This is a genomic window from Rothia sp. HMSC065G12, from assembly GCF_001811455.1.
GTDB classification, from domain to species: domain Bacteria; phylum Actinomycetota; class Actinomycetes; order Actinomycetales; family Micrococcaceae; genus Rothia; species Rothia dentocariosa.
Genome location: NZ_KV804815.1, coordinates 449,788 through 471,243 on the forward strand (window position 1 = coordinate 449,788; position 21,456 = coordinate 471,243).

General features: G+C 53.0%; 19 protein-coding genes. 2 read left to right on the forward strand and 17 right to left on the reverse strand.

Features of this window, described 5'->3' with window-relative positions:
* Nucleotides 1-50 precede the first annotated feature (50 nt).
* Nucleotides 51-821, forward strand: a complete 771-nt coding sequence (locus HMPREF2804_RS07185; RefSeq protein ID WP_070450353.1) for a hypothetical protein — start codon at nt 51-53, stop codon at nt 819-821.
* A gap of 87 nt (nt 822-908) precedes the next feature.
* Here the strand turns inward: HMPREF2804_RS07185 and nusB are convergent, their stop codons facing one another.
* The 17 genes from nusB to hisS form a co-directional block, all read right to left on the reverse strand.
* Nucleotides 909-1,319 carry a transcription antitermination factor NusB gene (gene nusB, locus HMPREF2804_RS07190; protein WP_004004728.1) on the reverse strand — a complete coding sequence of 137 codons (411 nt, stop codon included), beginning with the start codon at nt 1,317-1,319 and terminating at the stop codon, nt 909-911.
* A complete protein-coding gene (efp, locus tag HMPREF2804_RS07195) occupies nt 1,319-1,882 on the reverse strand; it encodes an elongation factor P (protein WP_004004729.1) in 564 nt (187 codons plus the stop codon). Before efp ends, nusB begins: the two co-directional genes overlap by 1 nt.
* Before the next feature lie 209 nt (nt 1,883-2,091).
* Nucleotides 2,092-3,249 carry a 3-dehydroquinate synthase gene (aroB, locus tag HMPREF2804_RS07200; protein WP_070450356.1) on the reverse strand — a complete coding sequence of 386 codons (1,158 nt, stop codon included), beginning with the start codon at nt 3,247-3,249 and terminating at the stop codon, nt 2,092-2,094.
* Entirely contained in the window at nt 3,242-4,510 is a 1,269-nt protein-coding gene (locus tag HMPREF2804_RS10815; RefSeq protein WP_246822651.1) for a shikimate kinase, read from the reverse strand. The genes aroB and HMPREF2804_RS10815 overlap by 8 nt, the downstream gene beginning before the upstream one ends.
* 3 nt (nt 4,511-4,513) lie before the next feature.
* The gene (gene aroC, locus HMPREF2804_RS07210; protein WP_070450359.1) at nt 4,514-5,731 is read right to left on the reverse strand and encodes a chorismate synthase; all 1,218 of its coding nucleotides are present in this window, start codon (nt 5,729-5,731) and stop codon (nt 4,514-4,516) included.
* Nucleotides 5,732-5,814: 83 nt separating this feature from the next.
* Entirely contained in the window at nt 5,815-6,729 is a 915-nt protein-coding gene (locus HMPREF2804_RS07215) for a shikimate dehydrogenase family protein (protein WP_070450362.1), read from the reverse strand.
* A gap of 163 nt (nt 6,730-6,892) precedes the next feature.
* Nucleotides 6,893-8,104 (reverse strand): endolytic transglycosylase MltG, encoded by a 1,212-nt coding sequence (mltG, locus tag HMPREF2804_RS07220; protein ID WP_004004734.1) that lies wholly within the window; start codon nt 8,102-8,104, stop codon nt 6,893-6,895.
* Nucleotides 8,101-8,628: a Holliday junction resolvase RuvX gene (gene ruvX, locus HMPREF2804_RS07225; protein ID WP_219619744.1), complete on the reverse strand. Its 528-nt coding sequence runs from the start codon at nt 8,626-8,628 to the stop codon at nt 8,101-8,103. Before ruvX ends, mltG begins: the two co-directional genes overlap by 4 nt.
* 28 nt (nt 8,629-8,656) lie before the next feature.
* On the reverse strand, nt 8,657-11,338 hold the full coding sequence (gene alaS, locus HMPREF2804_RS07230) for an alanine--tRNA ligase (RefSeq protein ID WP_070450365.1): 2,682 nt from the start codon (nt 11,336-11,338) through the stop codon (nt 8,657-8,659).
* An 85-nt stretch (nt 11,339-11,423) separates the two neighbouring features.
* Complete coding sequence (locus HMPREF2804_RS07235) at nt 11,424-11,903, reverse strand: hypothetical protein (RefSeq protein ID WP_004004738.1); 480 nt, start codon at nt 11,901-11,903, stop codon at nt 11,424-11,426.
* A complete protein-coding gene (locus HMPREF2804_RS07240) occupies nt 11,904-12,299 on the reverse strand; it encodes a DUF948 domain-containing protein (protein ID WP_004004740.1) in 396 nt (131 codons plus the stop codon).
* Nucleotides 12,300-12,763: 464 nt separating this feature from the next.
* Nucleotides 12,764-13,396 (reverse strand): 30S ribosomal protein S4, encoded by a 633-nt coding sequence (gene rpsD / locus HMPREF2804_RS07245; protein WP_004004741.1) that lies wholly within the window; start codon nt 13,394-13,396, stop codon nt 12,764-12,766.
* A gap of 480 nt (nt 13,397-13,876) precedes the next feature.
* Nucleotides 13,877-15,322 (reverse strand): replication-associated recombination protein A, encoded by a 1,446-nt coding sequence (locus tag HMPREF2804_RS07250; protein ID WP_048754017.1) that lies wholly within the window; start codon nt 15,320-15,322, stop codon nt 13,877-13,879.
* 31 nt (nt 15,323-15,353) lie between these two features.
* Complete coding sequence (gene dtd, locus HMPREF2804_RS07255; RefSeq protein WP_048754016.1) at nt 15,354-15,788, reverse strand: D-aminoacyl-tRNA deacylase; 435 nt, start codon at nt 15,786-15,788, stop codon at nt 15,354-15,356.
* Between the two features lie 34 nt (nt 15,789-15,822).
* The gene (locus HMPREF2804_RS07260; protein ID WP_048752089.1) at nt 15,823-16,350 is read right to left on the reverse strand and encodes a P-loop NTPase family protein; all 528 of its coding nucleotides are present in this window, start codon (nt 16,348-16,350) and stop codon (nt 15,823-15,825) included.
* Between the two features lie 154 nt (nt 16,351-16,504).
* On the reverse strand, nt 16,505-18,283 hold the full coding sequence (aspS, locus tag HMPREF2804_RS07265; RefSeq protein ID WP_070450368.1) for an aspartate--tRNA ligase: 1,779 nt from the start codon (nt 18,281-18,283) through the stop codon (nt 16,505-16,507).
* Between the two features lie 142 nt (nt 18,284-18,425).
* Nucleotides 18,426-19,793: a histidine--tRNA ligase gene (hisS, locus tag HMPREF2804_RS07270; RefSeq protein ID WP_070450370.1), complete on the reverse strand. Its 1,368-nt coding sequence runs from the start codon at nt 19,791-19,793 to the stop codon at nt 18,426-18,428.
* A 282-nt stretch (nt 19,794-20,075) separates the two neighbouring features.
* Between hisS and HMPREF2804_RS07275 the strand changes: the two genes are divergently transcribed.
* Nucleotides 20,076-21,347: a DUF349 domain-containing protein gene (locus HMPREF2804_RS07275; RefSeq protein WP_238382381.1), complete on the forward strand. Its 1,272-nt coding sequence runs from the start codon at nt 20,076-20,078 to the stop codon at nt 21,345-21,347.
* Nucleotides 21,348-21,456 lie beyond the last annotated feature (109 nt).

Below are 21,456 nucleotides of genomic sequence, written 5' to 3' on the forward strand. Positions count from 1 at the left end.
TATGCTAGTAAAAGCATCACCGATAGTACAACCACACCGAGGACTGCATCATGGAAGATCTCTTTGAGGGCCTGGTAAGAATTATCTTTGGGATTCTTGCAGCCCCTATCGTTTTCGTGGCGCACCGCTACTTTAAGCGCCGCAACCGAATGCGCACCCGGCAGCTTACGGAGCTTGGCTTTGCTTCTTCCACTCAGGTGATTCGGCATACTCTTGGAGAGACTCAACGCAACTCATACTTCTCGGTTATCGGTGCAGTCCTCTTCGGACTATGTACTCTCATCATGGCATGGATTTGGGTATCTTCCTCTTTTGACACTATCGCTACTGTCCTACTGAGCGTCGTTGCTCTATGCACTCTTATCTTCATCTGGTACTACCGCCGATCCTACGTTGAGTTCAGGCTATACGAGTTTATGAGATCCCGACTTGGCGAGGGCGTTATCACTCTTGACTATGCTGATATTGATGCCTATACATTTACCTACAATAAGTTTGAAACCGCTCTTAAAATCACCACGGTATCCGGCATATCATTTGAGCTCGATCCCGCTATTCAAGACTGCCGTTACCTCTGTGCCATGATCGCTATGCGTATGCGTTCTAATCGTTGGCCCGATCCGTCCTCAGACCGTGATATGAGCGTTGTGCTTCATATGATGCGCACACAACACTGGCTCAAGTTCCTACTGCACGTACGTGAAGGGTCTAACCTTGCTGTTAATAATCTCGCTTCTACCCAGCATCGCAATACTCGGTACACCCATGAGGGCAGCGAACTTTTTGAAGAGGCTAAACGCCAGCTCGGGTTCTATGCATAACCCGGCTTGATCCATATGAATGTATACTAAAAGCCGCCTCAAACCCCTAAAAAGCAGGGGTTTGAGGCGGCTTTATAACTGAGCCGTTTAAGCAAGCAGAGTCGGTTTTACCTGGCGCAGCTTATCCAAAAGACCGTTAACAAATTTCGGTGAATCGTTTGTAGAGAGCACACGCGCCAAACCGGTTGCCTCCGAGATAGCAACCGCATCTGGAACATCATCATTATAGAGAAGTTCCCACGCGCCGATCCGCAAAATTACGCGGTCGACAGCTGGCATACGCTCAAACGACCAGTCACGCGCATAGGTCTCAAGGTATTCTCGAATCTCGTCATCATGTTCACGTACGCCGCGCACGATCTCTTCGGCATAGGCCGAGATCTGAGCGGCAGTATGCAGACGGCGTCGCTTCAGCACATCAATAATGTCTTCTTGACGCTGATCGGCTTCAAAAAGTACCTCGACGGCACGTAAGCGGGCTTTGGTACGAGAGTTCATTAGTCGTTAACACGGCCCAGGTAATCGCCGGTACGGGTATCAACCTTCACCTTGGTGCCTGTCTCCAGGAATAGTGGAACCTGAATTTCATAGCCGGTCTCAAGAGTTGCAGGCTTATTGCCACCAGTGGAACGGTCACCCTGCAGGCCAGGCTCGGTGTAGGTAATTTCAAGAACAACAGAGGCAGGAAGCTCAACATATAGCGGAGTACCCTCATAGAGGGCTACAGTCGCGGTCTGCGACTCCAGCATGTAGTTAGCAGCATCGCCCACCACAGCTGCAGGAACATTAATCTGATCATAGGTCTTCAGATCCATGAAGACGTAGTCTTCGCCGTCCTGGTAGAGATACTGATAGTCGGAACGATCAACAGTAGCAGTCTCAATCTTAGCGCCAGCATTGAAAGTGCGGTCGACAACCTTACCGGAGGTTACGTTACGCAACTTGGTACGCACAAACGCACCACCCTTACCGGGCTTTACATGCTGGAACTCAACAACGGACCACAGACCGCCATCAATCTTGAGGATTGCACCGTTTTTAATATCAGTGGTAGATGCCATGCGGCTCTCCTTCGTATTGTCGACGCTTACACACAACACGATGCGTGTTGCCGCAGGCGCTAAGTTATCAATGAGCAAATAATGTCGCCCTTTAGTTTACACTATGGCACCGCTACTATGACATATCTAAGTAAAATTCCCATCACGTTCTGCATGTTTGACTGCCTAGACATGGGTACCCCCTGTAAAAGCACCTAAATTGCAGTTAGTTATTCGGCGATTTCTTGGTATGTCATATACAGGATGGAGTCATCGGGAACCTCATAAACACGCGGTTTACCCAGTTCTTCCAAAACGATAAAACGCAAAAGCGAGCCGCGCGCTTTTTTATCCCGGCGCATAGTTTCGAGAAGCTCTTTCCAGCGATCCCCCCGGTATCCCACTGGAAGATTCAAAGATTTGAGAATGGCACGGGTGCGATCAACAATTGTTTCATTAAGATACCCAGCGGCAAGCGCGAGCTCGGCCGCATACACCATCCCCACCGCAACGGCTGCGCCGTGGCGCCACTGGTATCGCTCGGCACGTTCAATAGCGTGCCCTAAGGTATGCCCGTAATTGAGAATTTCGCGGCGACCGGATTCGCGCAGGTCTTCAGAAACAACCTCCGCTTTCACCCGAACGGCACGCTCAATCAGGTCACGCACTATTGACGACTGAGAATCCCGAATCTTTTCTGGGTTAGCCTCAATACTGTCAAGAATCTGTGGGTCAGCAATGAACCCACACTTTACGACCTCCGTCATACCTGTTAAAAGCTCATGCTCCGGCAAGGTACGCAGCGTACCAATCTCGCAGAGCACTGCAGAAGGTGGCCAAAATGCCCCCACAAGATTCTTTCCCTCGGCGGTGTTAATACCTGTTTTTCCTCCCACAGCGGCATCGACCATGCCAAGAAGAGTGGTCGGAATGTGAATCACACGTACCCCGCGCAGCCAGGTTGCCGCCACAAAACCGGCAACATCAGTAATGGCTCCGCCGCCCACTGAAATAATTGCATCCGTGCGTGTAAAGTCGTTCTGACCTAAAACCTGCCAGCAAAATGCGGCCACTTGATGGTGCTTAGCTTCTTCAGCATCAGGAATTTCAGCGCTAAAAGACTGGTAGCCAACTTTACGCAGATCTTCCATAACAAGCTCGCCGGTAGCCCGTAGGGCGCGCGGGTGGATCACCAAGATTTTATGCGCTGTGTTACCTAGAATATCGGGGATTTTCTTAAGCAAATTATGCCCCACCAGAACATCGTAGTTCTCGCGTGGTGAGCTGCCTGTGACGGGTATATAGGTAATGTCTTCCTCACCGGAAGCTCCGAAAGTTGGAGCTATAGAGGTTTCGGACTCAGCGGCGTGATGTGACTGTTCAATCATGAGAGTGTTCCTTTCGGAAGGCAAGAACAAAGTTCTGAATTTCGGCGGTCATAACGCTAATATTTTTTTCTCCACGCGCATCCAAAGTATGCTGTGCAAGTTCCTCGTACCGGTGCTGCCTATGCTCAAAAATCTCAGACCAGCGCTCTACCGGGTTAGGCTCTAGAAGCGGGCGGGTTTTATTGCCGGTAATGCGCGGCTCAACCGTATCTACATCGACCAGAATGTAAACCACGCATTCGTCACGCAAAAGGTCAGCAACCGCATCAGTCATAGGGGCACCGCCGCCCAGCGAAAAAACTGTGTTGCGATAGGTTGGCGAGGTCAGCACATCTTCAATAGTCTTGCGTTCAAGTTCCCGAAAATAGGCTTCACCAAAGATTTCAAAAATCTCGGACACCTCACCATAACGTTCCACAATCAGCTGGTCGGCGTCAAGAAACTCATAGCCGTAAAACCGCGCAAAATGGGTGCCAATATAGGTTTTTCCCGCCGCCATAGGACCGATAAGAACTACCGGACGGGCACGTTCGGCAAATTCTTCCTGAAGCTCACGTACCTGCTGCGGATGTATGCGAAGGGTATTTTCCTCGCTTTTCTCCTTAGAGATGCTTTCGCGCTCTGATTCTAAACTAGCAACGCCGTGCCTCAGGTGTGCAGCCCGTGCCATACGCGCTGTAATCGCGGCAAAACTTGCGGATTCATGCGGCTGTTCAGACACAGGTGCCCGTTCCAAGTCATCATTTTTACGTGAAGCCTGTTCCGCAACGACGCGCGGGCGCGCGAAGATTGCGGGCGTCGGTATAGTGTCTGATTGCTGACCGCGTGCAGCCTTGTTCGTCTCCAATACTTCAGACTCTTCAGGAACTTGAGGACTCCCCTGTTCGTCCTGCGGTTTATGAGGTTCTACAGTAAAGCCTGCTAATTTTTCACGAAAAACGCTTGAAGCGAGAGGGGCCGGTGTGGCCGAATCAGATGAAGCATATACCCGTACCTTCGATGCAGCACGCGGGGCAGCTTTCCCAAATTTCCCAAAAACTGTGAGTGGGCTGGGAACAGCCGCTTTGCGAGCAGAATGAAGTTCTTGAGTGTGTGAGCCTACCTCATGCTGTTCAGCCGTGTTCTCCTCAGGTTCCGAAAGCTTTGACTGCGGGCGCGAGGCATTCCCCTCTCGGGCACGGCGCGCTGCTTCCGCTATGCGAGAGAAAGGGTTCGTCTCCGACGATGCGCGCCCGGAAGGCGCTGGATCCTCAGCAGCCACAGTCTAGGAATCCCATCCCGCAACATTAGATTCCCAAGCCAACGATTCGGGAATCTCTGCCAGATAAGAGTCCATATTTCGACGTGTCTCGCCGATGGAATCGCCACCGAATTTCTCCAGTGCTGCCTGTGCGACTACAAGGGCGACCATAGCCTCCGCCACCACACCGGCGGCTGGTACAGCACATACATCAGATCGCTGATGATGCGCCTTCGCGGGTTCCCCGGTTGAAGTATCAATAGTTTTGAGTGCCTTGGGAACAGTAGCGATGGGCTTCATAGCGGCACGAACACGCACAAGATCGCCTATACTCATACCACCTTCAATGCCGCCGGCTCGATTCGTATCACGAGTCACGCCATGTTCACCAACCGAAATCTCATCGTGTGCGGCGGTACCAGGACGGTCTGCAGTCGCAAAGCCATCGCCAACTTCGACACCCTTAATAGCTTGAATCCCCATCAGGGCCGCGGCAAGGCGGGCATCCAGACGACGGTCCCAATGCACATATGACCCGAGTCCTGGGGGCATACCATAAGCCAAAACCTCGACGACACCGCCAAGTGTTTCTCCATCTTTGTGCGCCTCATCAACCCGGGCGACCATAGCATCTGAAGTAGCTTTATCGAAGCACCGAAGAGGATCAGCGTCAAGAGCAGCAACATCACGGGGAGCAGGCACCGACGCTCCATCGGGCGCGTGTACTCCGCCCACTGCAACAGTATGCGATACAAGCTCAACACCAAGTGCTTTTAAAACCTGAGCTGCGACCACACCCAGAGCTACCCGAGTCGCAGTTTCGCGTGCCGATGCGCGTTCAAGAACAGGACGAGCCTCCGCAAAGTTATATTTCTGCATACCCGTAAAATCCGCGTGACCGGGGCGCGGGCGTGTCAGGGCAGCATTGCGGGCACGCCCTTCAATAAGTGCGGGATCTACCGGATCTGAGCTCATGACATCAACCCATTTAGGCCATTCAGTATTCGCGATTTCAAGTGCTACGGGGCCACCCTGCGTCAGGCCGTGCCGCACCCCGCCCAGAATACGTACTTTATCTTCTTCAAACTTCATACGAGCGCCGCGGCCGTACCCTAGACGGCGGCGAGCCAGCGCATCACGCACCATCTCGCTGGTAAGCTTCACGCCGGCGGGGACTCCTTCGATAATACCGACCAGCGCTTCACCGTGAGACTCCCCCGCGGTCAGCCAACGTAGCTCCATGTATTTCCTCATCTCCGTTTTGCCGTCTTGAGAGTTTCGGCACCGTCAAAGTTTGAATCTGTATATAAATTCTAACGTCTCTTTTAACACACAATGTCAGGAAGCTGTTCACGCGGAGCAAGATTTACAGCGGCACACATCGCATTGAGCACATCAAGCTCGTGCGGGAGATGCTGATCTATAGCATGCCCGGTAAAAACGCGTACCTGGTCGAGAGCCTGATAGAGAAGCATTTCAAGGCCCGATACGACGCGCCCGCCGCACCGCTCCCAAATCTGCGCTAGCTGAGACGGCCACGGATCATAAGCTACATCCAGTAGAACAGCGTACGGGTAGACCTTGTGTATGTTTTCAGTAAAATCATCCGCAGCATGAGCGGGGAGAGTCGAGATCACCGAGTAATACGCGGCGCAGTCTTCCGGAAACCGGGCAAGAGGCTCTGTCTGGACCTCAAGACTTAGACGTTTTGCTGCGTCATATATGGTAGAGAGCTTATGCAGTGAGCGCGCATACACCGTCACACGAGTGTACCCCAAACGGTGTAAGGCGGCTAGAGCAGAAACAGCGGTTGCGCCGCCGCCCAGGATAGCCGGTTGTGTCGTTGCTTGGTGAGTTTCAAGCCCAGCATGTAGAAGTGCATTGACGATGCCGCCGACATCTGTATTATGACCACGCGGCAACGGTACTTCGGTATCTTCCGTCTTTCTCCAGAAAACGGTGTTAACCGCCCCAGTCACCTGGGCCAAAGCGGTTGTTGAGTGAAGATACCGAATAATATCGGTCTTGAGCGGCATTGTGACCGAAAACCCGCAGATTGCTTCTCCGGCCTCTGCCTCATCCATGAGAGCCGGAAGATCCGCGGAGAGTGTGTCACGACGGGCATACGCAATGTTCTCTTTGAGTACCTGGTACGCAGCGGTATGTAAAACTGGCGAGAGCGAATGCGCTATAGGATGCCCCAGCACATAGGCTCGTCGTGCTGCCGCTGCCTTAGTCATGGTATTCCCTTCCCACGAGATGCCGTCTAGATTGTCCGTCACTTTACGCACATAAACGGAACGGATGCTCCTTCCAGTTTAGTGGAAGGAGCATCCGTTCCGTCTTACGAAGAACCGTACAGAACCTACAAATACGGTGCCTCAGTACTGACCATGCAGTATCTTACTTACAGCGACCTGAGTGTTCCTCACACCACTGGTTGTACTCGTCAACGTACTTCTGGTGTTCCTTATAGGTGCGCGAGTACTTCGTCTCACCCGTGTCAAGGTCAACTGTTACCCAGTAGTAGTATGGGTTGTTCTCGGGATTTGCTACCGCTTTGATTGAGGATAACCCTGGCGATGCAATCGGGCCTGCCGGCAACCCTGTATTTGCATAGGTGTTGTACTTATTATTCTTATCTGCCTTTTGCTCTTCCGTGAGGTGATATGAACGTACGCCCAAGCCATAGGTCACGGTAGCATCGGACTGAATCAAACCGTTAGTCTCCCCCTTGGGGTTATTGAGGCGGTTATTGATAATGCCCGCAACGGCCACATAGTCCTTAGGCTGTGCTTCAAGCTCCACGATAGAAGCCTTAGTCAGGACCTCAAAGGTTCGTTGGTCTCCGCTAACTCCTGCTTCCTGCAAATCAGCCTTTGTTCGCGAAACCATAGCCTCAATAATTTTCTTGGCGTCGGTCCCTTCCTTCGGAATTCGGTATTCGCCCGGGTGCAGCCAGCCTTCCATAGAGGGGAAGTTCTTCGGGATACCGTATTCTTCGGGGTGAGACATAGCAGCTTCAATATCGCGACGACTTATCTTGCCTTCGGTAGCTTTAGCGATAATATCGACCGTCTCGTTCATACGCTTACCCTGCTGAACCGCGATATAGAAAATATTATTATCGCTATCTACCAGGTTCTTCACGACCGAAGAGCTGCTCATTTGCTTCTGCAACTCATAGGTACCAGCCTTAAGAGTTTTACCGTTAGCCTCTTTCTGGTACACGTCAATAAACTTGCCGGGATCGGCAATAATGTCTTTTTCTTTGAGCGCCTGCGCAATCTGCGCGGTACTCTCACCCTGCTCAATCGTAAAGCTTACCGGCTCGCCATTTCCCGACCCCGAGTAGTCACGATTTTTGAAGGGGTTAATGTCGTAACGCTGCACGAAGACCACCCCAAGCACAATAAGTACCACGGCAAAGACGCTCAAAGCTGTTGCCATGATGGTGTGGCGGCGACGCTTACGTGCGCGTAGCTCCCTAGCGGTTACCACCTCATCCTCAAGGGTGATACCGCGAATGCCAGCCTGGCTTTCGGCGAGTGTCGGACTGAGAAGCTCGCTTAAGCTACTCTCTCGCGTCCGCTGTTTTGTAGGTTCTTCGGTCACTGAAGGTTCTCCGTTTCGTTGACGGGGCCGTCTATAGTCTCTTGCAGATGGGAATCTTCGCGGGGTGATTCATACACCAGATATCCAGCGACAGCTTGCCCAGCTTTAAGAGCATCCAGACTGTACTGCAATATGTTAACAGCAGCAACCTGGTCAACCATAGTCTTGAAATTTCGGCTGGATACACCAGCCTCGTGGAGGGAACGATGCGCACTCACCGTGGTGAGACGCTCATCGACCAGCCAAATGTTGATGTGTGTATTTCCTTCTGCATCCAATTCAGAGCGCAAAGCGTGGGCGTAATCCCGTGCCATGCGGGTGGAGTCCGACTCTCCTCCCCGCATGGTTTTGGGAAGCCCCACAAAGATCTCTTTCACGTCGTTAACCTCCACAAGTTTGCGGAGAACTCGACGGTCCGAGTTCTTCTTGCTGTCACGACGGAGTGTCTTGAGCGGAGTCGCCAGAATGCCGTCTGGATCGCTCAATGACGTGCCAACGCGGGCATTACCCACGTCAACACCCATCCGTACTCCTCGTTGAAATTCAGTCAAGTTATGCCTGCGCTATCGCGTTGCGAATAGCATCCAGTGCTTCTGAAACCTTCGAAGCATCCTGTCCGCCACCTTGTGCAACATCGTCTTTACCGCCGCCACCGCCGCCGAGTACACCTGCTGCGAGTCGCACCAAGGCACCGGCTTTAATGCCAGCTTCACGGGCACCTTCATTTGTGGCGACAAGAATAACCGGGCGACCATTGGTCACGCCAGTCACCGCCACAACGGCAGCTTCAGAGCCGAAGCGTGAACGTAAATCTAACGCTAGCGAACGAACACCGTTGGCGTCCAGCTCTCCCGCATGATGTGTAAGAACTCGTACGCTGCCGATGGTTTGCGCGTTTTCTAAAAGCTTACCAGCCTCAGCCTGAAGCTTCTCGCGGCGCAGCTTTTCAAGTTCTTTCTCAGCTGACTTTAGTTTCGCCAACGTCTGGTTAATTTTCTCGGGTAGCTCGGACGAAGACTGCACCTTCATCATGCCGGTCAGCTGATTGACTAGGGTACGCTCAGCGGCAAGATGCTCGAAAGAATTCATACCGACCAGTGCCTCAACGCGGCGGTTACCCGAGCCCACAGACTGTTCGGTGAGCAGAGTCAGAGAACCAATCTCAGATGAAGTTCCTACGTGGGTACCGCCACAAAGCTCACGCGAAAACTCTCCACCGATTTCGACCATACGCACAATGTTGCCGTACTTCTCGCCGAAGAGGCTCATAGCGCCTAGGGCTTTAGCCTCGGCAAGAGGCATCTCACGCGCAATAACTTCGTGGTTATCCCGGATAGCAAGGTTTGCTACCTCCTCGACTTCACGCTTAGCGGAGTCAGATAGGCTCTCACCCCATGCGAAGTCAAAACGCAGGTAGCCTTCCTTATTGAAGGAACCACGCTGAGTTGCCTCATTACCCAATACCTGGTGCAAAGCCGCATGAACAATATGGGTACCCGAATGTGCTTTTTCACCGTCTCGACGTCGCTGCACATCAACCTGCGCCACAACCTCAGCGCCCGGATGTGCTTCACCTTCACGAACAACGGCGCGGTGAACGCTCAAGCCCTTGACAGGCTGCTGCACGTCCTGAACATCAATCACGAAACCGTTTCCAGTAATCACGCCGGTATCAGCTGCCTGTCCGCCGCCCTCCGCATAGAACGGGGTTTCATCCAAAACAACCTCGATCTTATCGCCCGCTTTAGCTACGGGAACGGAAACCCCATCCTTCAGCAAAGCACGAAGATGAGTCTCAGTGCGAAGTTCGGTGTACCCGGTAAAGATAGAACCACGTTCATCCACGAGCTTACGAAGCTCAGAGAGGTCTGCGAAAGAACCTTTTTTAGCCTTAGCATCAGCCTGAGCACGGTGACGCTGCTCAGCCATCAGTTCGCGGAACGCCTTCTCATCAACCTTTACGCCTGCTTCAGCGGCCATTTCAAGGGTCAGGTCGATTGGGAATCCGTAGGTATCGTGCAGTGCGAATGCTTCTGCCCCAGAAACAGAGTTTGACCCGTCTTTCTTAGCCGTAGCAACGGCTTCTTCCAAACGCTCAGTGCCGGTTTCAATCGTATGCAAGAATGCCTTTTCCTCGGCATAAGCGATGCGGGAAATACGCTCGAAATCATCCGCCACGTAGGGGAAAGCACCAGCCATCGCATCGCGAGAAGCGGGGAATAGGATAGGCAGGCACGGTTCAGTAACGCCCAGCAGACGCATCGCACGAATAGCGCGGCGCATCAGGCGGCGTAGAATATAGCCGCGTCCTTCGTTGGAGGGAGTCACACCATCGGCAATCAGCATGAGAGAAGAGCGAATATGGTCCGCGACCACACGCATGCGCACATCGTCTTCATACCCCGGATCTTCGGGAGATTCAGAGCCGTGGTATTTTTTCCCGGAGAGCTTCGAAGCGGCGTCAAGTACCGGGCGCACCTGATCGGTTTCGTAGAAGTTTTCAACACCCTGCAGAAGCATCGCCAAACGCTCAACGCCTAAACCGGTATCGATATTCTTCTTGGGCAATTCACCCAGAATCTCGAAGTCTTCCTTACCGATCCCTTCACCACGCTGATACTGCATGAACACAAGGTTCCAGATCTCAATATAGCGATCGTCGTCTACCGCCGGACCGCCTTCTTTGCCGTATGCGGGTCCGCGGTCGTAGAAAATTTCGGAATCGGGGCCTGCAGGACCAGGCTGACCTGTAGACCAGTAGTTTTCCTTCATGCCCATGCGTTGAATACGTTCTTCTGGGAATCCTACGGTTTTAGTCCATACGTCGAAGGCTTCGTTGTCTCCTTCGTAAATGGTCACCCACAGACGTTCCGGATCTAACCCGTAACCGCCTTTATCCTGGCTAGCAGTGAGTAGTTCGTAGGCGAAAGGAATAGCTTGCTCTTTGAAATAGTCGCCGAATGAAAAGTTACCCGCCATCTGGAAGAAGGTGCCATGACGGGCGGTCTTACCTACTTCTTCAATGTCGAGGGTACGAATACACTTCTGAACGCTTGTTGCACGCGAGAACGGAGGGGTCTCTCGTCCAAGAAAATAAGGGATAAATGGCACCATACCCGCAATGGTAAACATGGCACCGGGTTCGTTTGAGATGAGTGATGCAGAAGGCACCACGGTATGTCCGCGCTTCTCGAAAAATTCGATCCAGCGCTTAGAAATTTCCTGTGAGAGCATCGCTTTCCTTAGACAATTCTGTGTGAAATTCTACGAAATCTATCAAGTTCGTCATGCCGTCATTACGGCTACGTTACAGTACCGGCTAGTTAAAGAAATCTTCACCCAGCTCTCGGTCACGTTGGATGCGGGCGGAGCGAAGTTCCTCCTCTGTAGCGGCAATCCGCGATTCCACGTCGAGCAGTTCCCGCTCGGCAGCAGCCCGATTTGTGGAAGCAATTTCTTGCTCACTCATCTGACGGTCCCAGGTATCTATAGAACCAGGACGTATATCCTGTTTCTGTCGCTCAACTTTAGCATGAAGTTCAGCTTCTTTTTCCTGCATGCCTTCACGAACACGCGCAGCAAATTCGACAGCTTTAAGCGCATAGGGTTGAAGAGGCTTACCAACGGGTGAATCGAAAAACTTTCCCACCTGTGACTCCGGGTTAAGAGCGAGTGTACCCTGTTGGTACTGAACAAGAGCGCCTGTTTTCTTTTCGGGCGATGCGCTGGCACGTTTTGACGCGAAATAGCCTACCGCTGCGCCCGCTCCCACAAGAAGAACTGACCGAAATAAACCCAATTACTGTTCACCTCCCTGTGAAGTACCAGCTGCACGATCGTCGTCACCAGGCTTCTTACCGCGGAATGCCTGACGGACACCGTATGAGAACGAAGCAACTTTAATAAGGGGCTGCCCCACAGTTGAGGTCACCAAAGAAGACAGGGCAGAAACGTTCGCGGAAGCATCGGATACGTTAGAGGTGATACCGTCTACCTTCTCAAGCTGCTCATTCGTGGTAACGACTGTTTTAGTAACTTCGTCGATCAAAGGTGATGTGCTCTGGTTGAGCGAACGAATGGTCACGATAAGTTCATCGAAAACTTTAGTCAGGCGAATAATAGGTAAAGCAAGTAACGCCACAAGAATTGCGAAAACACCAGCAGCTATCAGACCTGCAATGTCTCCACCACTCATCACGACCTCTTTCCTATATCAACCAGTAAAACACAGTGAGCGCCCGCGAGAAACAAGTTTTGAAGCGAGCACACAGAAAAACCGTACCCACGGCTTACTCCATCATAAATGAAAAACCTTGTGCATGCCCATTTTGAACGCCGCTTGTCGTCAAAATATACAGCTCTACCAGGGGTTTTATAAAAAATTTACACTTACTGCGGTATCTCGTTACAGTTCAGATTCCACGTTTATTACCCTCATCAAACTCTATAAGACATGCATAAGATGCAACATCAAGGAATAATCCTCAGGTTTAGTCATACACCACCGACCTGAATTTTGGGTTCCGAAGCAAGTAAACACCTTCAATAAATGTTGTACCGTCTATTAAACCGGTAATAGCTCACAAGACATCATGCAATAAAAATAACCCCTCCTACAGCCGAACCGTAGGTAGGGGTTACCTTCTCGAAAATTCGAGATTATGCTAGGCGTGAGTAGTACTCAACAACCAGCTGCTCATCGCAGACCACAGGGATCTCTTCGCGCTTGGGGGCTCGTTCGAGCTTAGCGTGCAGCTTCTCGATTTCGACGTTCAGGTATGCCGGAACCTCAGGCAGAACTGCCTGGTTCTCGCCCGCAGCTGCGACCTGGAAAGGAGTGGTCTTCTCAGACTTCGGGTGAACGTGAATCAGCTGACCGGGCTTGACGCGGAACGAAGGACGATCCACGCGCACACCGTCAACCATAATGTGACGGTGTACAACCATCTGACGAGCCTGTGCAATGGTGCGAGCAAAGCCCGAACGCAGAACCAGAGCGTCAAGACGGGTCTCAAGGTGCTCAACCAGGTTCTTACCGGTCTGACCCTCGACACGTTTTGCTTCAAGGTATGCGCGGCGCATCTGTGCCTCACGAATGTTGTACTGAGCGCGCAGACGCTGCTTTTCCTTCAGCTGGGTAGCGTAGTTAGAATCAGCCTTCTTGCGGGCACGACCATGCTGACCGGGGCCATAAGGACGGCGCTCAAGGTACTTTTCTGCCTTCGGGGTCAGTGCGATGCCCAAAGCACGGGACTGACGCACGGTACGGCGGGTGCGGTTATTTTTAGCCACAATTACCTTTCATAGTGCAGAACCCCCATGTATTCACGCTAAGGGCTCTTATCTTTTTGGAGCTGGCCTCCTCGGTTTACCCGCACCGGGTGGTGGGGCGGAGAGTTTGGGGCAGAGTACCCCAGCACTACGTCAGCGTTATTCCCACTGAACACAATATACTGAGCTATATAGTGGGTATAACGAGACTGCCAGACCCATCAAGTCTACCGTGGTTCGCATTCAGAATCTAGCTGAGTACCGCACAAATTTTGTGTTCTCAACCATGCGCAAGAACACATTATGACACTCCCTCAAAACTTTATGACAGAAGTTCCTTTACCGAATCTTTACCATGTCATAGAATAAAGGCAGTACACCGGATGTGCGACCGACTTCCGGGCTCATAAGAGTCTGGTGCGCATTCGGAGTTTATCTATCACATCTCACTCTAGCGGTATACACCACGGCCGAGGTGGTGCATACCGCTTTTCTGTTCGGTTAGCTATCGGCTCGATTCAGAATTTCTCGGATACGCTCGCGCCGTTCAGCCAGGGTTCGTTCAAATCCGTATGGCGTCGGCTCGTAGTAGACCTTATCCCGCAAGGTATCCGGCATATACTGCTGAGCCGCCACATGCCCCGGCTCGTCGTGCGCATAAATATATCCGTCACCGTGTCCCAAGTCGGCGGCGGCCGCATAGTGGGCGTCTCGAAGATGAGCTGGAACCTGCCCCGAAAGCCCAGATCGTACATCCGCTATTGCCTTATTAATAGCCACATATGCCGCATTTGATTTGGGCGCTAAGGCACAGTAGATCACCGCCTGCGACAGAATAATACGCGCCTCTGGCATGCCGACCAACGCCACCGACTGGGCGGCGGCGGTCGCTACTTGAAGCGCCTGCGGATCGGCAAGACCGATATCTTCACTCGCCGCAATCATAATGCGCCGCGCCACAAAGCGTGGGTCTTCGCCGCCTTCGAGCATGCGCGCTAGATAGTGGACGGCGGCATCAGCATCGGAACCGCGTATAGATTTAATGAAGGCGCTAATCACGTCGTAGTGCTGATCGCCGCCTTTATCGTAGCGAACGGCAGCCCGGTCAACGGCTTCCTGGGCATGTGCCAGAGTAATGCGCACGGGTTCTCTAGGGTTTACCTCTCCCCCAGATTCCGCGTTCTCGTCCGGGGATTCGACCTGTTCATGCTCGCTGAAGGCTATGGCGGCGGCCGCTTCTAAAGAAGTCAGCGAGCGGCGTGCATCGCCACCGGAGACTGCGGCAAGGTGGGCACGAGCATCTTCATCAATCACAGCAGCACCCTTGAACCCGCGGGGGTCTTCGAGCGCTCGGTTAATTAAAGACTCAATATCGGCTGGCTCCAAAGAATGCACTCGAAGCAAAAGTGAACGTGAAAGAAGAGGCGAAATCACGCTGAACGAGGGGTTTTCCGTCGTTGCCGCCACAAGAATAACCCAGCGGTTTTCGACTCCGGGCAGCAGCGCATCTTGTTGAGCCTTTGTAAACCGGTGAATCTCGTCAAGAAAAAGCACTGTTGTGGTGCCGTACATGTCACGGTCTAAAAGTGCTTGGTCCATAACGGCGCGAACGTCTTTAACTCCGGCGGTGATAGCGGAAAGTTCGACGAATTTACGCCCCGGCGCACGTGCGATGACATGCGCCAATGTGGTTTTCCCGGTGCCGGGAGGGCCGTACAAAATAACAGACGAAGGTCCTGCTGGTCCAGACTTATCGGCACCGGCAAGCACACGAAGTGGAGACCCTGGGGTCAGCAGATGGGCTTGTCCAAAAACTTCATCGACGTGACGCGGGCGCATACGTACTGCCAAGGGCGCTTGGGATGCGGTACGTGAAGACGGTGCGGACGTAAATTTTACGCGATCTTCGTCGTCTGGAAGGTCAAGGTCAAAAAGCGAATCTGCCATGTTTCAACTCTACCGTGCGTACATGCGGTATCTAGAGGGTTTCGCTATCGAGAATGAGGGTTACCGGCCCGTCATTAACGAGTTCAACCTGCATATCGGCGCCGAAAACTCCTGTTTCAACACGGAGCCCGATAGCGCGGAGCTTCTGGACAAAAGCCTCAAAAAGCGGCTCGCTGACAGCGCCCGGAGCCGCTTTCGACCACGACGGGCGCCTGCCTTTTTTCGCATCTCCGTAGAGCGTGAATTGACTAACGGCGAGAACGGGCGCATCAACCTCAAGCGCGGATTTTTCGCCATCAAAAAGGCGCAGGTTAGCGGTCTTATCCGCCATTTTCGCCAGTTGGGCCTCGCCGTCCTCATGGGTAATACCGACGAGTGCAAGATACCCGGTTTCTTCAATCGCCCCAACGATTTTATTCTCTACACGCACGGATGCGCGGCTTACACGCTGCAAAATAACTCGCATGGGTATGCTCTGCCTTTCGATGTTTATAAGACGTTCAGATACTTCCGCGAAGCTGTACCGCTTGCAGAAATTTCTCTGCTTCACGGGGTGTTCGGAATTCGATATATCGTTTGTCAGGGTGATTTCTGCGTGCTTCGGCCATCAGAGGCGCATATTTAGGGTAGCTGCTCCAGGTGTAGCGAATCATATTTTCGGGGTCGGTAAAAACGCTCCACAGAGGCGGCTCAGTATTTCCGGCCCAAAGTTCTTCACGAGTCACTGCTCGGTGCAGGGTTCTTCGAATAACCCGCTGCTCAACAAACCATCTCGGATAATGCAGGTAAATGACGGTATCAGCACGCTCTAGAAGACGCTCACGTACCTGCGAATACTGCCATTCTGTAATCCACGAATCCTGCGCCGCGAGCTCATCCACATCTGCTTCAAAACTGGGGCGGGGCGTCCAGTTCTCGCCCCAATGCAAAGAATCCATTTCGGTATGCGGTATGCCTAAAATCGCACCAAGTCTTCCGGCAAATGTGGTTTTGCCGCTGCCACTGGCGCCTGTCATGAGGATGCGCATAGGTTCATGCCTTTCGTACGGGGACTCTTTCCAGAATAGCTAACCCATACACGAATGCGCGCCGAAACGACGAAAGCGGGCTGCATATACACCTTGGTGTATCTACAGCCCGCTTTCCTCTCAGCGCTCACACGCAGGAATTTTCAAGTAAGAACTACTTCTCGTCTTCATCCTTCTTCTTCGGCTTGAAATCAACGCCTGCTTCCTTGCGCTGCTGCGGCGTGATCGGCGCGGGTGCGGCAGTCAGCGGGTCATAGCCGTTACCGGTCTTCGGGAAGGCAATAACCTCGCGAATTGAATCTACCCTCGCAAGAAGCGAGATAATGCGATCCCATCCGAATGCAATACCGCCCATCGGAGGTGCGCCGTACTTGAAGGCGTCCAGCAAGAAGCCGAACTTCTCCTGTGCTTCTTCCTCGCCAATTCCCATGACCGCAAAAACACGTTCCTGCACGTCACGGCGGTGGATACGGATAGAACCGCCACCGATCTCGTTACCATTGCAGACAATATCGTAGGCGTATGCCAGCGCCGAACCGGGATCCTTGTCGAAGGTATCCAAGAACTCGGGTTTTGGCGCCGTAAAGGCGTGGTGCACGGCAGTCCATGCTGAGTGCCCCAGCGCGACATCTCCTGACTCGGTGGCCTCTGCGGCAGACTCGAAGAGAGGCGCATCTACTACCCACAGGAACGACCACTCGCCGTCCTTGATAAGGCCGGTACGGTGGCCGATCTCAACACGGGCAGCGCCTAGCAGAGCACGCGCCTGTTTAGCTTCACCGGCGGCGAAGAAGATGCAGTCCCCGGGGTTGGCGCCGGTTGCTGCAGCAAGACCTGCACGTTCCTCATCGGTGATGTTCTTCGCAACAGGACCAGTCAGTTCGCCGTCTTCCTGCACGAGTACATAGGCCAGACCTTTCGCACCGCGCTGCTTTGCCCATTCCTGCCATGCATCCAGGGTGCGGCGCGGCTGAGAAGCACCGCCAGGCATCACCACGGCACCCACGTAGGGAGCCTTAAACACACGGAAAGTGGTGTTGGCAAAGTAATCGGTAAGTTCGGTCAACTCAAGACCAAAACGCAGATCTGGCTTGTCGGTACCGTATTTCTCCATCGCTTCGGTATAGGTCATACGGCGAATAGGACGGGGAATATGCACATCAATCAGGTTCCAGACAGCCTCGACAATGCGTTCGCCTAGGTCAATAATGTCATCCTGATCTACGAAGGATGCCTCAATATCGAGCTGAGTGAACTCAGGCTGACGGTCCGCGCGGAAGTCCTCATCGCGGTAGCATCGGGCAATCTGGTAGTACTTTTCAATGCCGCCCACCTGCAGGAGCTGTTTAAACAGCTGAGGTGACTGCGGCAACGCATACCAAGAACCAGGTGCCAAACGCGCAGGAACCAGGAAGTCACGGGCACCTTCGGGCGTTGATCGGGTAAGAGTGGGGGTTTCAATCTCTAGATAACCGTCATCAGCAAGCAGGTTGCGTGCCGCGCGGTTAGCGTCGGAACGCAGGCGCATGATGCGAGCGGGTTCGGGGCGGCGAAGATCGAGGTAACGGTAGCGCAGACGCGCCTCTTCACCAACCTCAACATGCTCGTCAATCTGGAATGGAAGCGGTGCCGCAGTATTGAGAACCTCGACCGCAGAAACTTCAACCTCAATTTCACCGGTTGCAAGATTCGGGTTTTCATTTCCCTCAGGGCGCTTGGTCACCTGACCGGTTACACGCAGAACGTATTCATTGCGTAGGTGTTCAAAATCATCTTCGTTATGGAACACGCACTGGGTAACGCCCGCGCGATCACGCAAATCGACGAAAGCTACGCCGCCGTGGTCACGACGACGAGCTACCCAGCCGGTGAGGGTTACGGTTTCTCCGATGTTGGCGGCGGTGAGCTCGCCATTGGTATGGGTGCGAAGCACTGCATTCCTTTCATTGCAGGCACCTCACGACTATAGACAGTAGCCGGGTGCATGCGCTTGATTTTTAAGATACGCACACTGCGTGCGCATTTTCCCATTGTAATGCCGCCACTCACTATAGTGTGGCGACACCCTCAATATTTTATGAGCTGATGCTCTCGGCAGGCACTACACGCACGTTCAGGTCTTCTTCTGGCGGCATCCAGCTCGCGGGGTCCGCAGCAACTTGTTCCCCCGAACGGATATCCTTGACCTCGTGCGCCAGCTTGCCGTCATCCTCCGTCGAAATAAACCATACGAAGGGAATACCGCGTTTTTCAGCATATTTGATTTGCTTACCGAATTTGGCTGCATTCGCCGAAACTTCACAGGCGATACCACGCGACCGGAGTGCATCAGCAACATCGTTAGCGGCAGACCAGCCTTCATCATTAGTGAGGGCGATAAATACCGCAGAGGGAACCTTACGGGTAGCCTGCGCAAACCCCTGCGAGAGGATGCGCGCCACCAAGCGGGTTACCCCAATTGACAGCCCGACTCCGGGATAGGTTTTCTTCCCGTTCGAGGCCAGCGACTCGTACCGACCGCCCGAGCAAATCGACCCCAAAGATTCATGTCCCACGAGCACAGTCTCATAGACAGTACCGGTGTAATAATCCAGCCCGCGTGCGATAGATAGATCGGCAAGAACTTTTCCGGGAGCGCGGCGGGCAGCCTCATCGATAACTTCGGCAAGCTCTGTAACACCTCGATCAAGAAGTTCATGCCCAACCTTGTACCGCTCAGCGAGTTCACGGACCTGAGCCGCAAAAGATGAATCCTCGGTACGAATCTGCGCAAGCTCTAGGGCTGCCTGAGCCTGCTCTTCAGAGGCGCCAACCTCACGCTGAAGTTCCTGCGCCACCGCATCCGCGCCAATTTTTTCAAGTTTGTCAATGGAACGCAGCACCGCGGCTGTATCGGTAAGTCCCAGCCCAAGATAAAAGCCCTCAGCAAGCTTGCGGTTGTTCACCCGAAGTTTGAAATCGGGAATAGGAAGTTTTGAGAGTGCATCCACGACAACGAGAGCGAGGGTTACATCGTAGCGGAAAGGCAGTTCACCATCACCCACAACATCAATATCAGCCTGGGTAAACTCACGTGCACGCCCTTCTTGTGGGCGCTCGCCGCGCCAAACTTTCTGAATCTGGTATCGAGAGAATGGGAAATTCAGATACCCGGCGTTTTCAACGACGTACCGCGCGAAAGGCACGGTCAGATCGAAATGCAGAGCAAGTTTTTCTTTAGCTTTAGTGGCGTTATCATCCAACAGGCGAGAGACCGAGTAAACTTCCTTATCAATATCACCCTTGCGAAGAAGCTGCTCAATAGTCTCAACCGAACGGGTCTCAATCGAAGAAAAACCGTGAAGCTCGAAGGTCTTACGCAGAGTGTCAAGAACATAGTTCTCAACAAGTCGTTCAGCCGGTAAATACTCCGGAAAACCAGACAGCGATGCCTTACGAGCCATATGCTTCTCTCCTTGAAATCGTGGTATCAGATGTGCGCCATATTATGTGACGCGCACAGCCTTTTAATGATAGCAAGGATGCGCCCACAGCGAACCGCAAAACTTCGCGCCTATTCTGGCGCGTCACATGCTGCTATAGGATGTATAAACTGTATACACCCGCTATGCTGTATAGATGCGCTATATGTTTCGACCTATAGCCATGAGACGTTTCCCCGGCATGACATAGAGCCTATTCTTCCGATTGGTTTTTCATGCCCCTAGTGAATGAGAGTTATAGCGGTGACTATTAAATCCGACGACACCCAGGTAAACCTTGAGCAGGCACGTAAGTTTGGTCGTGTATCCGATGACGGTCATGTTTTTGTGATTGTTGAGGGTGAAGAGTACGCCGTAGGGCAGTTGCCCGGTGCCTCCGAAGAAGAAGCCCTGGCATATTTCGCCCGCAAGTTCGAGAACGTTGAGGCACAGGTCTCTCTGCTCGAATCGCGTGTCGAGAATAATTCCCCGGCGGCAGATCTGCAAAAGGGTATCACCTCCATCGGTGCGCAAATTGGTGTGCGCAATATGGTGGGCGATTACGCAAGCTTGCAGGAGCGCCTGTCCGCATTGAACGAACGCATTATTAAGCTGGGCGAGGCTCAGCAGCAGGAACGTGCCGAGAACCGTGAACGTGCTCTGGCGGCGCGCGAAGAGATCGTTGCTGAGGCTGAGCAGATTGCGGCTCAGGATGTTGAGAAAATCCATTGGAAGAATTCTCACGCCCGTATGAACGAACTCTTCGATGCGTGGAAACAAGCCCAGCGTGAAATTCATTTGGCGAAATCAGTTGAAGACGAGCTGTGGAAACGATTCCGCGCCGCCCGCACCACCTTCGACCGCAACCGTCGGGCGCATTTCTCGCAGCTTGACGACCGTAACGCCCGCATCAAACGCGCGAAGGAAGAGCTGATCGCTCGCGCTGAACAGCTGTCTTCTTCAACCGATTGGTCTGAGACCTCACGTGAATACGGCAAGTTGATGCGTGCTTGGAAGGAAGTTCCGCGCGGTTCTCGCCGTGAGGACGATAAACTGTGGGCGCGTTTCCGTGCCGCTCAGGATGTCTTCTTTGATGCCCGCAACGCCGCCGAAGCACAACAGGACGAAGCATATGCCGAGAATCTCAAGGTTAAAGAGGCTCTGCTAGTTGAAGCTCGCGCCCTGTTGCCGGTAACCGACATTTCTGCCGCTAAAAAGGCTTTTGAGAAGATCCTTGATCGTTGGGATGCAGCCGGTCGAGTTCCGCGCGCAGATTTGCGCCGTATAGATTCTGAACTTCGTAAGATTCAGGATGAAATCAACGGTGCAGAAGCCGCTAAATGGAAGAAGAACGATCCCGCTAAGGCAGCCCGCGCAAACTCGCTGCTCACCCAGATCCAGGATTCGCTCGCCGAGCTTGAGTCTGAGCTACAGGCAGCACAGGCCTCCGGCGATGCTAAGAAGATCGCCAAGGCGCAGGAGGCTTTGGAGGCGCGCCGCGCCTGGGCGGCAACCCTTGAAGGTTTCAACGCCTAAAGCTTGTTCCTCCTTTCTTACGAAGGTACAAAAATTCCGGGGTGTTCCCTATCTGGGAGACCCCGGAATTTTTGTGTTTATCTGCCTAGCTATGCCCTGCTTACACGCT

What these genes read in the sequence shown, in the direction of transcription:
- HMPREF2804_RS07185 (WP_070450353.1), top strand. Translation starts at nt 51, where the DNA reads ATGGAAGATCTCTTTGAGGGCCTGGTAAGAATTATCTTTGGGATTCTT.
- nusB (WP_004004728.1), bottom strand. Translation starts at nt 1,319, where the DNA reads ATGAACTCTCGTACCAAAGCCCGCTTACGTGCCGTCGAGGTACTTTTT.
- efp (WP_004004729.1), bottom strand. Translation starts at nt 1,882, where the DNA reads ATGGCATCTACCACTGATATTAAAAACGGTGCAATCCTCAAGATTGAT.
- aroB (WP_070450356.1), bottom strand. Translation starts at nt 3,249, where the DNA reads ATGATTGAACAGTCACATCACGCCGCTGAGTCCGAAACCTCTATAGCT.
- aroC (WP_070450359.1), bottom strand. Translation starts at nt 5,731, where the DNA reads ATGGAGCTACGTTGGCTGACCGCGGGGGAGTCTCACGGTGAAGCGCTG.
- HMPREF2804_RS07215 (WP_070450362.1), bottom strand. Translation starts at nt 6,729, where the DNA reads ATGACTAAGGCAGCGGCAGCACGACGAGCCTATGTGCTGGGGCATCCT.
- ruvX (WP_219619744.1), bottom strand. Translation starts at nt 8,628, where the DNA reads ATGGGTGTTGACGTGGGTAATGCCCGCGTTGGCACGTCATTGAGCGAT.
- alaS (WP_070450365.1), bottom strand. Translation starts at nt 11,338, where the DNA reads ATGCTCTCACAGGAAATTTCTAAGCGCTGGATCGAATTTTTCGAGAAG.
- HMPREF2804_RS07240 (WP_004004740.1), bottom strand. Translation starts at nt 12,299, where the DNA reads ATGAGTGGTGGAGACATTGCAGGTCTGATAGCTGCTGGTGTTTTCGCA.
- HMPREF2804_RS07250 (WP_048754017.1), bottom strand. Translation starts at nt 15,322, where the DNA reads ATGGCAGATTCGCTTTTTGACCTTGACCTTCCAGACGACGAAGATCGC.
- dtd (WP_048754016.1), bottom strand. Translation starts at nt 15,788, where the DNA reads ATGCGAGTTATTTTGCAGCGTGTAAGCCGCGCATCCGTGCGTGTAGAG.
- HMPREF2804_RS07260 (WP_048752089.1), bottom strand. Translation starts at nt 16,350, where the DNA reads ATGCGCATCCTCATGACAGGCGCCAGTGGCAGCGGCAAAACCACATTT.
- hisS (WP_070450370.1), bottom strand. Translation starts at nt 19,793, where the DNA reads ATGGCTCGTAAGGCATCGCTGTCTGGTTTTCCGGAGTATTTACCGGCT.